A 17634-nucleotide genomic window follows, 5' to 3' on the forward strand; every position below is an offset into this window, starting at 1 on the left:
GCAACAGTCCTATCTTAACAGCCAATGCCTGGATATGAAATGGAATCCATGTGTAAATCAACCGATCCGTCTGCACGCTTCGCTTACCGTGTTGAACTGTATGTCAACAATGTCATCGACACTCTGGGCATACCCACCTGCCATCGTAATCGCCACCGGAAGATTCTGCTCCTGACAGATATCAAACACGAATCTATCGCGGGCTAATAAACCTGCTTTGGTCAGTTTCAATCTACCCAATCGGTCACCTTCAAAAGGATCAGCCCCAGCAAGGTAAATCGCAAGGTCAGGATCAAACACTTTCAGAGCCTGATGCAAGCCTCGCTGCAAAGTTCCAAGGTACTCTTCATCCCCCATGCCATCTGGCAAACCGATATCGAGCTTGCCCGCAACCTTGCGTAATGGAAAGTTCTTTTCGCCATGAATGGAAAAAGTAAACACCGAATCATCGTTCTGGAAAATATCAGCAGTGCCGTTACCCTGATGCACATCGCAATCAATCACCATAACCTTCTTGACCAGTTCTTCCGCCTGTAAAGCTCTGATGGCAACTGCGGAATCATTGAAAATGCAGAAACCTTCTGCAAAGTCGTAGCCGGCATGATGCGTACCACCAGCAAGGTTAGCTGCAAAACCAGCGGACAGTGCAGCCCGGCAGGCAGCCAGTGTGCCGCCCGATGATCTGCGGCTTCGTTCAATAAGTGCTTGTGACCAGGGAAAACCCAGTCGTTGCAACTCTGCTTCAGTCATCTGCCCCAATAATACCCGTTGTACATAACGACGATCATGAGCGCGATACAAATCCTGATCGGTAACCGACGCAGGTTCATGAAACGAAATAGATAACTGTTCGGCAACCAGCCTCTCACGCAGAAGCCGATACTTCTGCATGGGGAAGCGATGCCCTTCGGGCAAAGGCAACACAAACTGATCACAATACCAGGCATCCATCATTTTACCCGGCACTCATCGCGGATTTGCCGGGCAATGCGTTCAGCATGCGTAGCAACATCATGAAGTGACACGCCATGATATGCATTGCCACCCAGGTAAAGCCCAGGGTGTTTCTTTAGAAAGGTTTCCATCTGGCTCACACGCTGAGTATGGCCGAGCGTGTATTGAGGTATGGCACGGGGCCAGCGCTGCAACTGGCAGAAGTTGGGAGGCTTGATGATATGCAACAGGTTTCGGAGTTCCCGTCGCGCTGTGAGTATCAGGGCATCATCATCCCACGATAACATTTCCCGGCGGAACCAACCACCCATCGTCACCTGCATCAGCACTTTTCCCTCTGGAGCCCGGCCAGGGAACATGGATGAACTGAACTCGATCTTGAGGATGTCTCTCTTGAATCGCTGAGGCAGCAGAATGCTCTGGCAATCACTCAACTCTGGTACATGTTCCTTGGCGTACGCCAGTGAGATGGAAACAATTCCGGCCATCGGAATCGTCATCAGGCAGTCGGCGAGTTCTGAATCGAGATCAGCTACGATGGCGGTCTGCTTGTGCACCGGGCATGCAAGAACCACCATATCAGCAGGACGTGTGGAACCGTCGCTGCAATATACTTGCCACGGGCCAACAGTTTCATCAGTAGTACGGGCTATCGACTTCACTCCAACACCGAGTTCAGCCGGTTGCTTCAATTGACCGTCGAGCTTGTCCACCAGTGTCCGCATACCTTCTGTAAAGGAATAGTGTGTCGTAACATTGTCAGCGAGTTTGATGCCCGCCTGTCTAGCCGCATTGCGTTCAGCCAGCCGCAACTTGGTCAATCCACGATAAACGCTCCCATACTCCCGTTCGGCACGAGCCGCCTGTGCGAAGCCAGCCTTGATGCTGATGGCCCGGGCATCACCTGCGTATTGCTCCGTGGTTACTGCATCAGCAATGATCTGTCCCAATTCGCGGCCCACACGCCTTTCCGCGAACTGAAATACACTTTCATCGAGAGTATTACGGGAAGCAAATCGAAACCGTTCGCTGATTAGCCGATAAGCGCTCCCCATGCCATACATAGGGGATAATAGCGCACTACCCAGCGTTCCTGGTATGAGATGCAAAATGCCATCATGCAGCATGTACCGTTTCAAACGAGTCTGCGAAGTTGACAGCAGTTCCGGAGTCAGTTTCAATTGTTCGCAGAGTTTCATCAATCCGAGCCGATGGCCTGGGAAAGATGCCGGCCCATGTTCGAGCAGGTAGCCTCGTTTTGATTCAGTGCACAGCATGCCCCCCACCCTCGACTGCGATTCCAGCACCGTGATGGAAGCATCAGGCAGCCTGAATTGCAGTTGGAATGCAGTCGCCAAGCCAGACAGCCCGGCACCAACCACGATCACTCTGGGGGACTTCAACGGCATATAGTATCAATCAGGCGCGCAACACCGCACCAAGCAATTTTTCCACTCGGCCCACGATTTTTGCACGCACTTTGGAAACCTCTTTATCCGTCAGGCTTCGATCCATCGCCTGATATGTTAAAGCATATGCCAAACTTTTCTTTCCTGCTGGTAAATTCTGGCCTCGATAGACATCAAATAATCTAATGCCTCGCAGTAATTCGCCACCCCCCGCTTTAATTTCTGCTTCCAGCTTGTCTGCAGGCAGAGTTTCATCAACAACGAGGGCAATATCTTCCAAAACAGGTGGAAAAGTTGAAATCGACTGGAATGAATGCCATGCAGGCATCAGTGACAGGATGCTCTCGAGATCCAGGTCTGCAACCAGAATTTTGTGTCTTCCCAACTCGTAAGCACTAGCAACCTGTGGGTGAAGTTGACCTAGTTTACCCAGAATCTGTTCACTTGACTTAACCTGAGCACTTTGACCGGGATGGAGTTCAACTGTTGTCAATGGTTCAAAAGCCAGCGATGGCACGTGAAGTCGTGAGAGCAGAGATTCCACCAGCCCTTTCAGGTCAAAGAAATCGAGCGATGGCTGCTTATCAGTCGTATCCCAGTGATCTGTTGACCGCTGTCCAGTTATTGTAATGACCAGTCGCCTGGATTCTTCAGGCAGCCTGGCATCTGATTTTGGAATGTACACATTCCCTATCTCGAACAAGTTCACCGTAGAGCGGTGTTTCAAGTTCATCGCAGCCACCTGCAGCACGCTGGCGAGCACACTGCGGCGCATGATGCCTCGTTCGCTGTGAATGGGATTCGCCAGCTCAACTGCTGATCCGGAGATTCCCAGTGGTGCTTCGCGTTCAGGGGAAGTCAGTGCATAACTCATCACTTCCTGCAGTCCCAGACCAGCCAGAACATCCCGTACACGCTCTTCGCCCATCAGCGATGGATTATCGAGCTGTTGAGGCAAAGCATCTGCCAGCGATGTGACAGGCAACTTGTCATAGCCATAGATTCGGGCAATGTCTTCCACGACATCCGCTGCACCATGCTGAATATCAACACGATGCGCAGGTGGAACTACGGTGAGAACTGCACCACCGGGGGGAATATCCACACGGTATTCCAGTGAACGGAGAATGCGTTCCATGTCCTGAACAGGAATTACCATGCCGAGCAATCGTTCAACGTATGCCAGTTCGAGTTTAATGGGAGCAGGCGTCAGCGGAGCCGGATAGCAATCAACGGCACCCTGGCAGACCATACCACTTGCCAACTGACGCAGATACTCAGCTGTGCCCTCAGCAGTAGGTAAGGCCAGCTCTGGATGCAGCCCTTTGCTGAAACGCATGCTCGCTTCGCTAAAGAGATTGAGTTCGCGGGCAGTCTTGCGAATCGTTGCAGCATTGAAATGGGCTGATTCGAGTAAGACACGAGTGGTTTTGTCGCTGACTTCCGTTTCCAATCCACCCATCACGCCAGCCAGGGCGATTACACCTGCGGTATCAGCAATTACCAGATGATGCGGTTCGAGTTTACGTTCCACATTATCGAGCGTTACCAGTTTTTCCCCGGCTTGGGCGAGACGCACTGTCAACTCAGGCGACTTGCCACCTGCTCGCTTAACCAGAGTATCGTAATCAAAAGCATGCAGTGGCTGCCCCAACAACAGCATCATGTAATTGGTGATATCAACAATATTATTGATTGGTCGCATGCCCGCGAGAGTCAGTCTGCGCTGCATCCAGTGAGGCGATGGCTGCACCTTCACCTGCTCGATGAGCATGGCTGTATAACGCCGGGACAGTGTTGAATCAGCAATCTCTATCGAAACTTTGTCAGCAATAGCAGGTCCCTGCTGAGATACGGCAAGTGATGGTGATTTGAGACGTTGCCCTGTGATGGCTGCTACCTCGCGGGCCAATCCCAGGATCGAGTTGCATCGTGCCATGTTGGGTAGAACATCTATCTCCAGAACGATGTCGCCTAGCAGATCAACCAGTGGCGCACCAACGGGTGTCTCTCCCGGCAGCAACAGAATGCCTTCATGATCGTCGGAGATACCCAGTTCACGAACTGAGCAGACCATCGAATCGCTGGGGAAACCCCGGATTGGTTTTGGCTTGAGTTCTTTCAGTTCCTTCTTATCAGAGTAGCCATCAAAAAGGATGGCACCCGCGTAGGCCAACACAACCACCTGGCCACTTTCACCAGGATTGATGTTCCCGGCACCGGTAATAACCGTTTTCGGCTCGCCACCTTTGCCCAGGTCAAGTTTGACGAACTTGAGTTTGTCGGTTTCAGGCACTTTGGAAATTTCGAGTATGCGGGCAGTGACAATCTTGTCCTTGGCCCAGACCGGCCCCGGGTCTTCAATCTTGCATTTCAATCCTTCCGGCACACTCACCCCAATCAGCCTGGCACTAATGACTTCCAGCCCGGCCAGAGTCAGTTTGTCAACCAACTCAGGGATAGAAACCGTGATATCAACGTATTCTTTAAGCCAGGAAACAGGCAACTTCATGAACAATATCCTGATGAATTAGATTGAGAGATTCCCTAAGTGTAAACGCATAGAAGTCATACGGAGTGGGTGCCACGGTTTGCGTGTACTCACGTTAACCGTGCCAATTCACTGCATAGTTATCAATGCGGGCTAACATCGATGGCAGCCCGAAGCGCCAGCGAGGGGATATCTGCAATAACTTACTGTCCTTGCACAATACCCTTTGCTCGCGCTGCGGGCTGTCATCTCATTTCCATGCTGTTTAGTATATGGCTTGTTGCAGTCTCACAAGGTAGATGCAATTTGCTTGCATTTGGTTCACACATCGAAGATGCTACAACTCTTGCCTTGGTAATTCCTGCCTGGATGTCGTTATGTGCCATGTTTGTGCTTTGCTTAGCCTTCTAATCCCAAGTCTGCTGCTGGCTGCTGACCCACCAGGACAGGTTTTCTCTCCCCCTCGATTGCCTGCAGATGGCAGACTGAAGCCCTATCACCTGGATCGCCCTTTCCAGTTCGCTGCTGACTACTCTTCTAAAGAAGCCTGGGAGAAGCGTGCCGCAACACTCAAGACACAACTGCTCGTTTCGCTTGGCCTGTACCCCATGCCAGAGAAGACACCTCTCAATGCTGTAGTTCATGGCAAGATTGACAAGGGCGATTACACCATCGAAAAAGTCTACTTTGCCAGCCTGCCGGGACATTATGTCTGTGGCAACCTGTATCGGCCCAAGAAGGTGTCAGGCAAACTGCCGGTGGTACTAAACCCGCATGGCCATTTTGCTGAAGGCCGGTTCACCCGCGAATCAGATGCCACGGTCAAACGCGATCTGGCTTCCAAGGGTGAAGAACGGGAAAGCGGCGCTCGTTATCCCCTGCAAGCCGCTGCGGTCGGCATCTGCAGGCTAGGTTGCATTGTCTTCCATTACGATATGGTAGGCTACGCCGATACGACACAACCCATTCCGCATCGTGTGGGTTTTAATGCATTGCAGGCTGAGTTGCGACTGCAAAGCTTTCTAGGACTGCAAACCTGGAACAGCATTCGCGCCCTCGATTTCGTCTGCGAATTGCCTGATGTAGACAACAGCAGGATCGGCGTCACCGGGGCCAGTGGCGGAGGCACGCAAACCTTCCTGCTCTGTGCACTTGATCCCAGGCCCACTGTCTCGTTCCCTGCAGTCATGGTCTCAGCCAACATGCAGGGCGGTTGCATCTGCGAAAATGCCTCGCTGCTTCGGGTAGGCACCAACAATGTTGAAATCGCTGCCCTCTTCGCACCCAAGCCACAAGCCATGACCGGCGCCGATGATTGGACCAAAGACATTGAAACCCGCGGTTTGCCTGAACTCAAAAAGATTTACGGCCTGTATGATGCTGCTGACAAGGTGAATGCAAAATACTATTCCTTCCCTCACAACTACAACCAGGTGAGCCGGGAAATAATCTATGCCTGGTTCAATGAACATCTGAAACTGGGCCACACGGGTTCGCTCAAGGAAAAACCTTTTGAGCCTGTGAATCCCAAAGAACTCAGCGTATTTGATACGGAACATCCGAGGCCGAAAGACTGGTTACCCGCAGATCGTTTGCAGGAAACGATGACCGCGGCCAGCGAAGCACAGTTAAAAGCAGTTAAAACAAGAGACGCGAAAGAATACCGTCAATTGCAATACACTGCCCTCTCTGCTATTTGCCAGACGAGTTACCCTGCACCCGGAACGACGATTGCCAAGCAACTCGGATTCGACCAGCGTGAAGGCTATTCCATCTGGAAAGGCACCCAGTCGCGAAAAGGCACCGAGGATGAAATCCCAATGGTAGCGATCGTTCCTGACAAGGCAAAACAATCAGGCGTCGCCGTGGTCTGGGCATCCGCTAACGGCAAAGCCTCTCTGTTCAAAGAGGATGGCACTCACACCGACAAAGTGCAGGCTCTGCTCGATAGCGGCGCTGCGGTAATCGGTGCCGATGTCTTCATGACGGGCGAATGGCACCTGCCCGGCAAGCCAACGCCGCTGCCCATGGTGCCTCAGAAATACCACAAGGATATTCCCTTCCTCGGTTACTGGCTCGGTTATAACCGCAGCATTCCTGCACAACGGGCCCATGATCTTCTCAGCGTCATCGCCCATCTGAAGCAACGCAAAGATGTCAAGGAAGTCTGGCTCATTGATGCAGGTGGCGCCAGCCCGTGGGCTAACATCGCTGCCATCCTTGCTGGTGACAAATTAAGTAAAGCCACCTTGCAGACTGATGAGATTGATTTCAGCAAAGTGAATTCGCCTGAACACCCCATGTTGCTGCCGGGTGGATTGAAGTATTTCCGCGATCAGGGGTTCTGGCAAAGTGGAAGTGCAAAACAGTGAAAACCGCATGTGGCCTATTGCTATTGGCAACAACGTGCCTGCTCGCTGTATCCACCCCAGGCAGCGGCGACGACATCCTCACCGGCGGCATCAAGCTCATTCCCATTCAGACTCCCACAGGCACCTTCAAAGTCTGGACCAAACGTGTAGGCAACAACCCGCGCATCAAAGTGTTGCTGCTGCATGGCGGGCCGGGTTGCACCCATGAATACTTCGAAGCCTGCGACAGTTACTTCCCCGGCGAGAACATCGAGTATTACTACTACGATCAACTGGGTTCCTATTACAGCGATCAGCCTGACAAACCTGAGTTGTGGGATACCGCACGCTTTGTGGAAGAAGTGGAACAGGTACGCCAGGCGTTGAAACTCGATAAGAGCAACTTCTATCTTCTCGGCCACTCCTGGGGCGGCATCCTGGCGATGGAATATGCACTGAAGTACCAACAGAATCTAAAAGGCCTGATCATCTCGAACATGATGGCCAGCATACCTGCCTACAACGACTATGCACAAAGAGTGTTGATGCCCAATATGGATCAGAAGGCCCTGGCTGAAATCAAACAACTGGAAGAAAAAGGAGATTTTGAGAAGCCTCGCTACATGGAACTGCTGATACAGCATCATTACGTTCATCATGTGTTGCGACTGCCCGCGGAACAATGGCCCGATCCGGTCAACCGCACCTTCAAACATCTGAACCAGAAGATTTATGTGCTGATGCAAGGCCCCAGTGAACTCGGCGCTAGTGGTAAACTCGTGAAGTGGGATCGCACCGCTGACCTTTCTAAAATTACTGTACCTACGCTTACGATCGGAGCACAACACGACACGATGGACCCGGAGCACATGAAGTGGATGTCCACCCAGGTAAAGAACGGCCGATATCTCCACTGTCCTAAAGGTAGCCACATGGCGATGTACGATGATCAGAAAACGTGGTTTGCAGGCGTGATTAAGTTCGTCAAGGATGTGGATACTAATGGCAAACCGTAGCTCAACTTGAAAATGCACCAGCTTGGGTTGGGTTTCTTGCTCGAACAAACGAAGATTTCTTGACACCGATTTGCGATGCCGCGAGCATGGACAGCAGACAAACATACTGTGGTTGCAATACTATGTCGACGTCAAAAGCATCTGACTTTCGGGGACATGCAATATTCCTGGTCATTGGTTCGGCGATTGTCTTGTTCTTCCTTTCGACCGCTTTTCAAGTAGCCGTTTGGGAACTTCGCCACGTATACCAATCCGGAAAATACGGGAGACTCTCAGGGCTATCGTCCATGTTCTTCGATATGTTCGGGCACCGCCCAGACTGCTATTTGATGATGGTCATTTTCTGGTTATGGTGGCCTATGGTTGGCGTACTCATATCTTGCCTCAGCCGCTCGGCCGACAATTTCGCACAGACATTTATCTATGGGTTTGCCTATTGTTGGCTGCTTGTCGCTATTGTCCTTACTTATATGGCGTTTCTTTGCGTGTTTCCGATGATGGTGATCCTATTGAGGGATATCGACGGAACTCCGCAATACATGTGGATCGTCTCGATGATATCTTGGATGATACCATTCTCAATCCTGATTTTTGCAGTTGTTAGCTCGCTTCGTTATCGAAGCAGAACTAGCTAAGAATCTTAACCACATGTGGGTATCACCGTTTCGGTAATCCGACCAGAACTCATACCACTTCTACTTGAATATTAGATGATCTGCACAACCAGCTTGTTCGAGAATAAACTCAGGTTCCCGGTCTACCGCAAGCCATGTTGCAACATCATTATTAATACGTTGGGGTGCCCACGCGACGATGAAATGTATTTGGCACAATTCACCCTGATTCAAGTTTGGAATGGGGACAGACAGTCCATCCGCGAGATATATCACCGTATCTAGTCCAAAGACAGTCTGTAGGTGTGCTGGCAGTCTTTCACCGCGCTTTGCACGCCCTGCTAGAGTTTCTCCATCCTGGGTACCGATTGTTACGCGAGTAGAAGATGTCTCCCATGTCTGCGCATCTAAACATTCACCAGATTCTGGGCCATTGGTGGCATCTACAGGCAACTGCGTCCATCTGCAAGCGATAGATAGATTGTCGATAGATTCTAAAGCTCGCACTCTTATGACAAATGCTTCGTACCCATCTACCACACCAAAGCGAGGCTCCGGCAAAGGCAACACTACCTGGAGAATTTCAACCTCAACATGTTTATTCTTAGACGAGTAGACAAAAGCACCGCTCGGTAGTACTCGAACAGCTACGCCTTTGTCATCGAGTACGTTGCCATTGGAAGTATGAACCGTCATACTTAAACTACCCAGGGGAGTGCGAATACAAGGTGTGCTGGCATTGATTTTAGCGTCAATACCGGCTGGAAATAGCAACACAATATTTACCCCCAATCAGCTTGCTCTTAACTTATAATCAGCAGTTATTCTCAAAAGGTCATATCAGCTAGTCAACCAAATTGCACTTACCTATGCTCCTCATACCGCTCCGGCACAAACAGTTTCGCCAATAAGCCCGAGGTCAAAGCCATATCGATTTCCTGCAGACTCTGCCTACAGCACATAACCACCATCTACCAGCAAATCCGTCCCCGTGATAAACGTCGATTCATCTGAGCAGAGGAACAGGATGGCTGCTACTACATCTGCCACCTCTGCAAACTTGCCGCCCATGTCTGCTGCTAATTTTGAATATGCTGCCTCTTCCGAGCCCATCTGCTGGACAATATCGTTGAAAAATGGCATCGATGTCCACATTGGTGTTTTGACTCCTGCGGGACAAACGGCGTTAACACGTATCGCCCAGCTTTGATCGCGACACTCCTTGGCTGCTACTCTGGTCAGCATGCACAAGGCAGCCTTGCTGGCAGAGTAGGCTGCTGCACCACCTGCAGCCTTAATCCCCGATGCGGAAGAGACATGAACAATGCTGCCACCCGACGCTTTCATCATCTGGATTGCCAGCTTGGTTCCCAGAAAGGCGCCATCGAGATTGATTGACATCACGCGCCGCCAATCTGCCAGTGACATTGCATCAATCGGTGCTCCTGCTGATACCCCTGCACTGTTCACCAGGATATCCAGCCTGCCAAAATCCCGCATGACATAATCTAAGAGGGCAGACCAACTCGTTTCATCTGTAACATCCAGGCGATGTGCAAAAGCCGAAGGTCCCGCAGCAACTGCCGTCGCCTGGGCATTCGCTTCATGAATGTCTGCACAGATAACCTTGGCACCTTCGAGTGCCAAATGTCTTGCAACACCTTGTCCAATACCCGAACCAGCACCTGTTATAATTGCCATGCGATCTGCGAAACGATTTCTGTTATTGGATGACATGAACAGTACTTCCTCCATGATTCCAAGTGATGCGTAACCACGATGTTGTAAGTATCATGTCAAGCCATATTCCACTAGTCAAATCACCCAGCCTCTTGATACCGCTCTGGCGCGAACCGCTTCGCCAACAATCCCGTGGCCAAGGCAATATCGATGTCCTCCACCAGAACACCCTCTTCGCCGTAAGGCAAATAAGCCTGACACTCGCCACTGGGTGCAATCAGGCTGGTGGCAGCTTCCTGGTATCGCAAGGAATAGTTCACGCTAGCAAAGTAAATAGTGTTCTCCCTGCTCCGCATCATCATGGCTTTTTCGTAATAGGGGTTATCGACCGCACCCCACTGGGTTAGCAATCTGCCCACTTGTTCGGTGCCAGTGTGCTGCGGATGAAAAACGATATGTGCCCCGCGGACTGCGGCCCAGCGTACCGTCTCTGGATATCGCCAGCCTTCATGGCAGATGGCGATGCCGAACTTTAGACCATTGATTTCAAACAGTCGCCTGGTGTTGCCGGGGATGTAGTTTTGATCTTCGCTGGGATCGAGCTGGTTCTTGGTCTGCCAGCCTAACAGTTTGCCTTGTTGATCATGCACATAAGCAGCAATCTGCGAACCTTGAGGCGTCGGTCGTTCCATGCAAACGATGCTGGCCAGATGAAATCGTCGGGATAAATCGGCGACATCGTTCAACGCTCTGTCATGATCCTGCTGGCTGAAGTCGGGAACATCGAAATCCAAACCACGCAGCCCAGGCAGGTAAGCTTCCGGAAAACAGATGATCTCCGCCTGCTGCTTTGCTGCCTGCTGCATCAGGCGGCTGATCTTCTCCAGCCCATCGCCTATAGATGTCGCAATGCGAGGGGAACCGAGGGCGATTTTCATGGAATTCACGACGTAACTGCCTGGAAATAGTCAGGATATTGCCCGGAGAGTCAATACTGCACAACTTCCGCAAAAAACCTAAGATGTTGACATATCTCTCTCAACAATGACTAATCAGCCAGCCCGATACTGGCGACCTGTTTCTGGAGCTATCCATGTCTTACACATCCATTACCCGTCTATTTGGCCTGGGGCTGACGCCGGGCAAACTTCGTGGCTTGCAACGCATCAGCCATCCGAATGGCACACTGACCATGGTGGCACTCGATCAGAATTCCTCCATGATCAACATGATGAAGGATGCCCTCAAGAAGAAGGGACAGGATCGCGAGCCTACTTTTGAAGAAGTGGTGGAAGCCAAGATTGATTTGTGCCGCAGCTTCGGCGCCCAGGGTTCAGCGGTTTTGATTGATGCCTACTATGGCGTAGCCAATTTCATCGCCACCGGTGCTATCGGTCGCAATTCCGGCTTGCTGGTGCGTGTGGAAAAATCGGGTGGCCCCAAGAACAGTGTCGATGCCCCCATCACCGAACTGGAACCGGGCCTTTCGGTTGCCAAGATTAAGCGATTGGGTGCTGATGCGGTCAAACTGCTCGCTCCGTTTGAACCGGATGAATTCGACAGTGCCGAAAAGCAGTTTGCCTTCGTTGAGAAGATTTACAACGAATGCAAAGCGAATGACATCCTGCTTCTGCTGGAACCAGTCAGCTTCCCGTTCAAGCAGAACGGACAAAAGGAAGACAAAAAGAGCAAGACTTATCTTGATCGCAAGGCACGAGCAGTCATCGAAGGTGCCCGCATCCTTAGTGGCATGTGCGATGTCTTCAAATCCGAGTTCCCAGGAACCCTGGGCCATGAGTCTGACAGCAAGCTGCAGGAAAACCTGCACGCTCTCAACGAAGCCAGCAAGACCCCTTGGGTTCTTCTCTCCGCTGGTGTAGATTTCCCAGATTACAAGAAGCAGGTAGAGATGGCTGTCAAAGCCGGTGCCAGCGGTGTGCTCGGCGGCCGCGCTTTCTGGAAGGAATTCTTCACCTTCCCGAACCGGGAAGAAAGCCTGAAGTTCGCCAGGAGCGAAGGCGCGAACCGTGTGAAACAGATTCAGGAAATTGTGATGGGCCAAGGCAAGCCTTGGTATAGCCGGTATGGCCTGACCGCTCAGTGCTTCGAGAACATCCGCGCTGGCGAAGGCTGGCACTTCCGCTATGGTGGACTGGAAGATGCTGTTGCCAAGTCAGCGGTGAAGGCCGGGGAAGTGTACTAAGCTCGATTTCAATTCCCTCGTCCGTTTTGGACGAGGGAAAATCCTGGCATAGTAAATCGTATTGGTTTGATTCGAGCAACTACATGTCAACCAATGAACCAGCAGTTAGCAAATCAACTGCTTGGGAAAGGATTCGGTTCCTTCAACGTTTGAGCATGTTCCTTTATTTTGGTGCTATCCCCGGAATACTTCTTCTCTCAATCGTGCTGGGATTCATCTCCAAGCAAGTGCTTGGATTAGATATAAGTATCTTTATAATCGGCATTCCTTGGGCTATCGCCATCATCAGCACAAACACCCTGTTGTATGTTTGTAAATGTCCTGATTGCTCAAAACCATTCTTCGTTAAGAATACTACTTTGTGGCATGGCTTTTTCTGGGGCCGACGTACTTGCATCCATTGCAGCGCTAGTAAACCGGCCTAATCCTGCACAAACCCAATCCGCCCTTTCTTGACCGGTTTGGGCGGTGGTTCCATGAGTTGCCGAGTGTTTTATCAATTCGACTACCCTCGCCCCTGGGCCAAGGGTAGTATGGTGTAGCGAGGAATAACATGAATACTTCTGCTACAGAACTCACGCGATTTCATGATTTTGTGTCCACCCTGCTGGCACAAGGCAGAGCAGGTTTGTTGCCTGAAGATGTATTGGATGCCTGGCGAGAGGAACATCCTCGTGATGATGAACACGAATTAAATGATGGGCTTGATGATGAGCAAGCAGTTCTGGAAGCGATAGCCGAGCGCGATGCTGGCCACCGAGGCACACCGGTCGATGAAGTGATGGAACGGATCAGTCGAGAATTTGGACTTCACAATCCAAGAAAACCATCATGAAGTTGCCCATTGCTATTCATCAGAAAGCACAGAGCGATATCGTTAAAATTCTAAAGTGGCTGAGAAAGCGATCCATTTCAGGCAGTCAACGCTGGTTTGTGGCATTGAATCTTGCAATTGAATGGGTTAGCGATAATCCACATTCTCCGCCATTTGCCAGTGAACCATTGTTGGCGCAACTTAAAGTACGAGAGAAACTGTTTAAGACTCGAATGGGGCGAACTTATGGCATGCTTTATACCATCGAGCATGAAGGAGTACTCATCCTTCGAATTCGCGGACCGCGACAACGACCTATCAATCGTCCAATACTCTAATCCTGCACAAACCCGATCCGCCCCTTCTTGACCGGTTGGGGCGGTGGTTCCATCAGTTGCCTGATGGCATCAAACACTACTTTGAATTTTGCATCGTATTTCTTTTCCATCTGTTCCAGCTTGCGGGCCAGGTCTTTGTTGGAGAGCAATAGTTCCCGCAACCTGACAAAGGCCCGCATGATCGCAATGTTGACCTCAATAGCACGCGGACTATTCAGCACACTCGACAGCATGGCTACGCCTTGTTCGGTGAAGGCGTAGGGCAAACTACGACGACCACCATGCCGCGAACTTGAGGTCACAAATTGTGACCTCAAGTTTTCATTTTCTTCAGCTGTTAACTGAAACATAAAGTCGTCTGGGAAACGCTCAATATTACGTTTAACTGACTGATTGAAAACTTTGGTCGGCACGCCAAATAGCAGCGCTAAATCCTCATCCAGCATCACTTTATGGCCACGAATCAGCAGGATGGAGTGCTCAATTGTTTCGGTTGGAATACTGACTAAGGAAGCCATTTTAACTCCACGATGATTTCTGTCACAGCATAGCTGATAAAACTTGAAGTCGCAATTTGCGACATCAAATCCGATCTATAAGGTCGCCTTTTGCGACCTTATAGTTTTCGTATTTTCCTCAAACTAATTTCGCTACCCTCAGCTTGGCACTTCTTGAGCGGGGGTTAGCTGCCTCTTCTTCCGCGCTTGCCTCGACAGGCTTCTTTGTCAAAATCTCCCAAGTTGTAGATTCGCGAAAAGCCCATTTCACGATACGGTCTTCCAGCGAATGAAAGCTGATGATCGCTGCTTTGCCGCCGTGTCTCAAACATCCAGGGAGCGCTGCCAGTAGCCGTTTCAATGCACCCAGTTCGTCGTTCACGCCAATTCGCAATGCCTGGAACACGCGGGTGGCTGGATCAATTCCACCCTTGAAACGAGGCACACAGGAACGCACCAGATCAGCCAACTGCGTTGTCGTAGTAATCGGTGTCTCGTCGCGAACCGCCACAATCTTCCTCGCTACTCGTCGGCTATGGCGTTCTTCGCCGAGATGATAGAACAGGTCTGCCAGATCACGTTCCGTCCAACTGGCGATGATGTCCGCAGCAGTCTGATCTTCCGAGGAATCGAGCCGCATGTCGAGTGGCCCTACACGCTGAAAGCTCAATCCACGTTCCGCACTGTCCATCTGGTCAGAGGAAAAACCCAGGTCAGCGAGCACTGCATCCACTCGATCAATCTGCAGTTCATCCAACGTCTGCCTTAATCGATCAAAGTTGGCATGCACCAGATCGAGCCTCGGCTTGTTTGCGATCAGTTCCAACTTTTTCAAGGCCCGAGGAATGGCACTGGCATCACGATCCAGGCCAATGAGTCGTCCAGTTGAACCAATTTTCTCAGCAAGCAGACAGGCATGCCCGGCCCCGCCGAGTGTAGCATCCACCACAATCTGGCCAGGCTGTGGGTCCAGCAACTCCAGTACCTGCCGGGATAACACAGGTATGTGAACAGTTTCTTCCATCGTCCTGTCAATCTACGGGGTGAAGTGGTTGGCTAGCGATGACTTTTCAAATTTTCCCATCGTCACATGGTTGTCTTCGCTTATAATCATGTTCTTCTGAATGGAGAGGAGTGTTTCTACCCACGATGGAAAGTGCGATACGCAAAGCGAGTGTTCTGATTGAAGCGATGAACTACATCCGCAGTTTTCGTGACAAAATCACGGTGATCAAGCTGGGTGGTTCCGCTATGGAAGACCCCGAAGCAGTTACTGCCACGCTTCAAGATGTCGTGTTCATGGAAACGGTGGGCATGCGACCCGTACTGGTGCATGGCGGTGGGAAGGCCATTGACCGTGCGATGAAGAACGCCGGCCTGGTACCCACCAAAGTTGCAGGTCGACGTTATACCGATGATGCCACACTGAAAATTGTTGTTGATACTCTGCTGAATGAAATCAATGCCGGCCTGGTGAACCAGATTCGCGAACTGGGCGGTCATGCCGTTTCACTACATACCGGTGGCTTACAGGTTCTTAATGGCCGCAAACTCGCCATGGCAGATGAATCCGGCGCCCCTATTGACCTGGGACGAGTCGGCACTGTCACCGGAGTCAACTGTGATCTCATCACCAATATCTGTAAAGCAGATCGTGTGCCGGTCATCCCATCACTGGCATATGATGAGGCAGGCCAGTGGCTGAACATCAATGCTGACACTGCAGCGTCGGCGGTAGCGTTGCATCTGCAAGCAGAAAAATTTGTGCTTATGACTGATACCCCAGGCATCCTGCGTAATCGCCATGATGCTGAAACACTTATCACGCATCTTGATCGAGCGGGTATTGAGGAACTGGTAAATACTAAAATCATAGACGCAGGCATGCTGCCCAAGGTGGAAGCATGCCTTGATGCATTGCGTGCCGGCGTCAAGAAAACCCACATTATCGATGGAAGGCTCAGGCATTCGCTGCTGCTGGAAATCTATACCGATGTGGGCGTCGGAACTGAAATTGTTCTCTAGTCGCAGATTGCTGCAAGCCGGGAGAAGAAAAGATGAAGAAACATCTCAGTACAGCTGAGACTATCGCCTTGTTTCAGAAGTATGTGGTAGCCAACTACAACCGCTATCCCGTTTCGCTGGTGCGTGGGGAAGGTTCGCTGATCTGGGATGCTGAAGGCAAGCGTTACATCGACTTTTTCCCAGGCTGGGGCTGCAACTTACTGGGGCATTCTCCGTCAAGGATCGTGAAGGCTGTTCAGGAACAGGTTGCAGAACTCATCCATGTTCCGAACACCTGGTACATGGAAGCTCAAGGACTGTTAGCCAAAGAATTATCCGAACGCAGTGGATTTGGCGGACAATGCTTCTTCTGCAATAGCGGTGCAGAAGCCAACGAAACCGCCATCAAACTGGCTCGCCTGCATGGCCAAGGTAAGCGATACAAAATCATCACCATGGAAGGCGGTTTTCACGGCAGAACCATGGGAGCCGTCTCGGCCACGGCACAGCCCAAGTATCATCAAAGCTTTCAACCCATGCTGCCTGGGTTCACTTTTGTGCCCTTCGGCAATCTCGATGCAGTGAAGAATGCCATTGATGCTGAAACCTCTGCTATCCTCGTTGAACCCATACAAGGCGAAGGTGGAATCCGAATTCCGCCTCAAGACTATTTGTCAGGTTTGCGTAAAGTGGCCGATCAGCACAACCTGCTGTTGATGTTTGATGAAGTACAGGCTGGCATGGGACGTACTGGACAATGGTTTGGCTATCAGAACTTTGGTGTCACACCTGATGTCATGACACTTGCCAAGAGCCTGGCTGGTGGCATGGCGATGGGTGCCGTGGTAGCACGTGCGGAAGTTGGGGCCACACTCAAGCCCGGTATGCATGCATGCACCTTTGGAGGCAACCCGGTAGCAGCCCGTGCGGCACTAGCCTACATCGAAACTATCGAGCAAGAGCAACTTCTTCAGCGAGCAATCACCATTGGCTCACACTTCAAGGAGCGATTCTCTCGCCTGCAGAAAAAGTGTTCTCTTATCCGCGATGTACGTATTCTGGGATGCATGATCGGCATTGAACTCGACCGTGAGGGAACAACGGTGGTGCAGCAATGCCTGGATCGCCACCTTCTGGTCAACTGCACCCAAGGCAACGTCATTCGGCTGCTGCCGGCACTCAACCTGCACGACAAGCAGTTGGAAGAAGGCTGCCAGATTCTGGAAGACGTTCTGCAATCACTCAGCAAGCAGGGTTAATCCG

At 51.1% G+C, this 17634-nt stretch carries 15 protein-coding genes; 7 read left to right on the forward strand and 8 right to left on the reverse strand.

Going from position 1 to position 17634, the window contains the following annotated elements; genetic code table 11:
- Positions 1-57: 57 nt before the first annotated feature.
- The 3 genes from JNJ77_15185 to JNJ77_15195 are packed head-to-tail and all read right to left on the reverse strand — an operon-like array spanning position 58 to position 4875.
- A complete protein-coding gene (locus JNJ77_15185; GenBank protein MBL8823929.1) occupies positions 58-951 on the reverse strand; it encodes a histone deacetylase in 894 nt (297 codons plus the stop codon).
- Positions 951-2363: a protoporphyrinogen oxidase gene (gene hemG, locus JNJ77_15190; GenBank protein ID MBL8823930.1), complete on the reverse strand. Its 1413-nt coding sequence runs from the start codon at positions 2361-2363 to the stop codon at positions 951-953. The genes JNJ77_15185 and hemG overlap by 1 nt, the downstream gene beginning before the upstream one ends.
- A 10-nt stretch (positions 2364-2373) precedes the next feature.
- Positions 2374-4875, reverse strand: a complete 2502-nt coding sequence (locus JNJ77_15195) for a phenylalanine--tRNA ligase subunit beta (protein ID MBL8823931.1) — start codon at positions 4873-4875, stop codon at positions 2374-2376.
- A gap of 356 nt (positions 4876-5231) precedes the next feature.
- Here JNJ77_15195 and JNJ77_15200 point away from each other — a divergent pair, with 356 nt between their 5' ends.
- Both JNJ77_15200 and JNJ77_15205 read left to right on the forward strand, forming a co-directional pair.
- Complete coding sequence (locus tag JNJ77_15200) at positions 5232-7226, forward strand: acetylxylan esterase (protein ID MBL8823932.1); 1995 nt, start codon at positions 5232-5234, stop codon at positions 7224-7226.
- Positions 7199-8221 carry a proline iminopeptidase-family hydrolase gene (locus JNJ77_15205; GenBank protein ID MBL8823933.1) on the forward strand — a complete coding sequence of 341 codons (1023 nt, stop codon included), beginning with the start codon at positions 7199-7201 and terminating at the stop codon, positions 8219-8221. Before JNJ77_15200 ends, JNJ77_15205 begins: the two co-directional genes overlap by 28 nt.
- Positions 8222-8916: 695 nt before the next feature.
- On the opposite strand, the gene JNJ77_15210 is transcribed toward JNJ77_15205, so the two are convergent.
- From JNJ77_15210 to JNJ77_15220, 3 genes are all read right to left on the reverse strand, one after another.
- The gene (locus JNJ77_15210; GenBank protein ID MBL8823934.1) at positions 8917-9612 is read right to left on the reverse strand and encodes a hypothetical protein; all 696 of its coding nucleotides are present in this window, start codon (positions 9610-9612) and stop codon (positions 8917-8919) included.
- Between the two features lie 174 nt (positions 9613-9786).
- Entirely contained in the window at positions 9787-10536 is a 750-nt protein-coding gene (locus tag JNJ77_15215; GenBank protein ID MBL8823935.1) for an SDR family oxidoreductase, read from the reverse strand.
- A 119-nt stretch (positions 10537-10655) separates the two neighbouring features.
- Complete coding sequence (locus JNJ77_15220) at positions 10656-11453, reverse strand: carbon-nitrogen hydrolase family protein (protein ID MBL8823936.1); 798 nt, start codon at positions 11451-11453, stop codon at positions 10656-10658.
- 155 nt (positions 11454-11608) lie between these two features.
- Here JNJ77_15220 and JNJ77_15225 point away from each other — a divergent pair, with 155 nt between their 5' ends.
- From JNJ77_15225 to JNJ77_15235, 3 genes are all read left to right on the forward strand, one after another.
- Positions 11609-12718 (forward strand): tagatose 1,6-diphosphate aldolase, encoded by a 1110-nt coding sequence (locus JNJ77_15225; GenBank protein MBL8823937.1) that lies wholly within the window; start codon positions 11609-11611, stop codon positions 12716-12718.
- A gap of 553 nt (positions 12719-13271) precedes the next feature.
- The gene (locus JNJ77_15230; GenBank protein MBL8823938.1) at positions 13272-13553 is read left to right on the forward strand and encodes a hypothetical protein; all 282 of its coding nucleotides are present in this window, start codon (positions 13272-13274) and stop codon (positions 13551-13553) included.
- The gene (locus JNJ77_15235; GenBank protein ID MBL8823939.1) at positions 13550-13870 is read left to right on the forward strand and encodes a type II toxin-antitoxin system RelE/ParE family toxin; all 321 of its coding nucleotides are present in this window, start codon (positions 13550-13552) and stop codon (positions 13868-13870) included. The genes JNJ77_15230 and JNJ77_15235 overlap by 4 nt, the downstream gene beginning before the upstream one ends.
- Here JNJ77_15235 and JNJ77_15240 read toward each other — a convergent pair.
- Both JNJ77_15240 and rsmH read right to left on the reverse strand, forming a co-directional pair.
- Positions 13867-14388 carry an ORF6N domain-containing protein gene (locus JNJ77_15240; protein MBL8823940.1) on the reverse strand — a complete coding sequence of 174 codons (522 nt, stop codon included), beginning with the start codon at positions 14386-14388 and terminating at the stop codon, positions 13867-13869. The two genes, JNJ77_15235 and JNJ77_15240, sit on opposite strands and share 4 nt — an antisense overlap.
- A gap of 118 nt (positions 14389-14506) precedes the next feature.
- Entirely contained in the window at positions 14507-15391 is an 885-nt protein-coding gene (gene rsmH / locus JNJ77_15245; GenBank protein MBL8823941.1) for a 16S rRNA (cytosine(1402)-N(4))-methyltransferase RsmH, read from the reverse strand.
- A 125-nt stretch (positions 15392-15516) separates the two neighbouring features.
- On the opposite strand from rsmH, the gene argB reads away from it, so the two are divergent.
- Both argB and JNJ77_15255 read left to right on the forward strand, forming a co-directional pair.
- Complete coding sequence (gene argB / locus JNJ77_15250) at positions 15517-16392, forward strand: acetylglutamate kinase (GenBank protein ID MBL8823942.1); 876 nt, start codon at positions 15517-15519, stop codon at positions 16390-16392.
- Between the two features lie 32 nt (positions 16393-16424).
- Positions 16425-17630 carry an aspartate aminotransferase family protein gene (locus tag JNJ77_15255; GenBank protein MBL8823943.1) on the forward strand — a complete coding sequence of 402 codons (1206 nt, stop codon included), beginning with the start codon at positions 16425-16427 and terminating at the stop codon, positions 17628-17630.
- Positions 17631-17634 lie beyond the last annotated feature (4 nt).

This window comes from Planctomycetia bacterium (assembly GCA_016795155.1).
In the GTDB taxonomy this organism is placed as follows: domain Bacteria; phylum Planctomycetota; class Planctomycetia; order Gemmatales; family HRBIN36; genus JAEUIE01.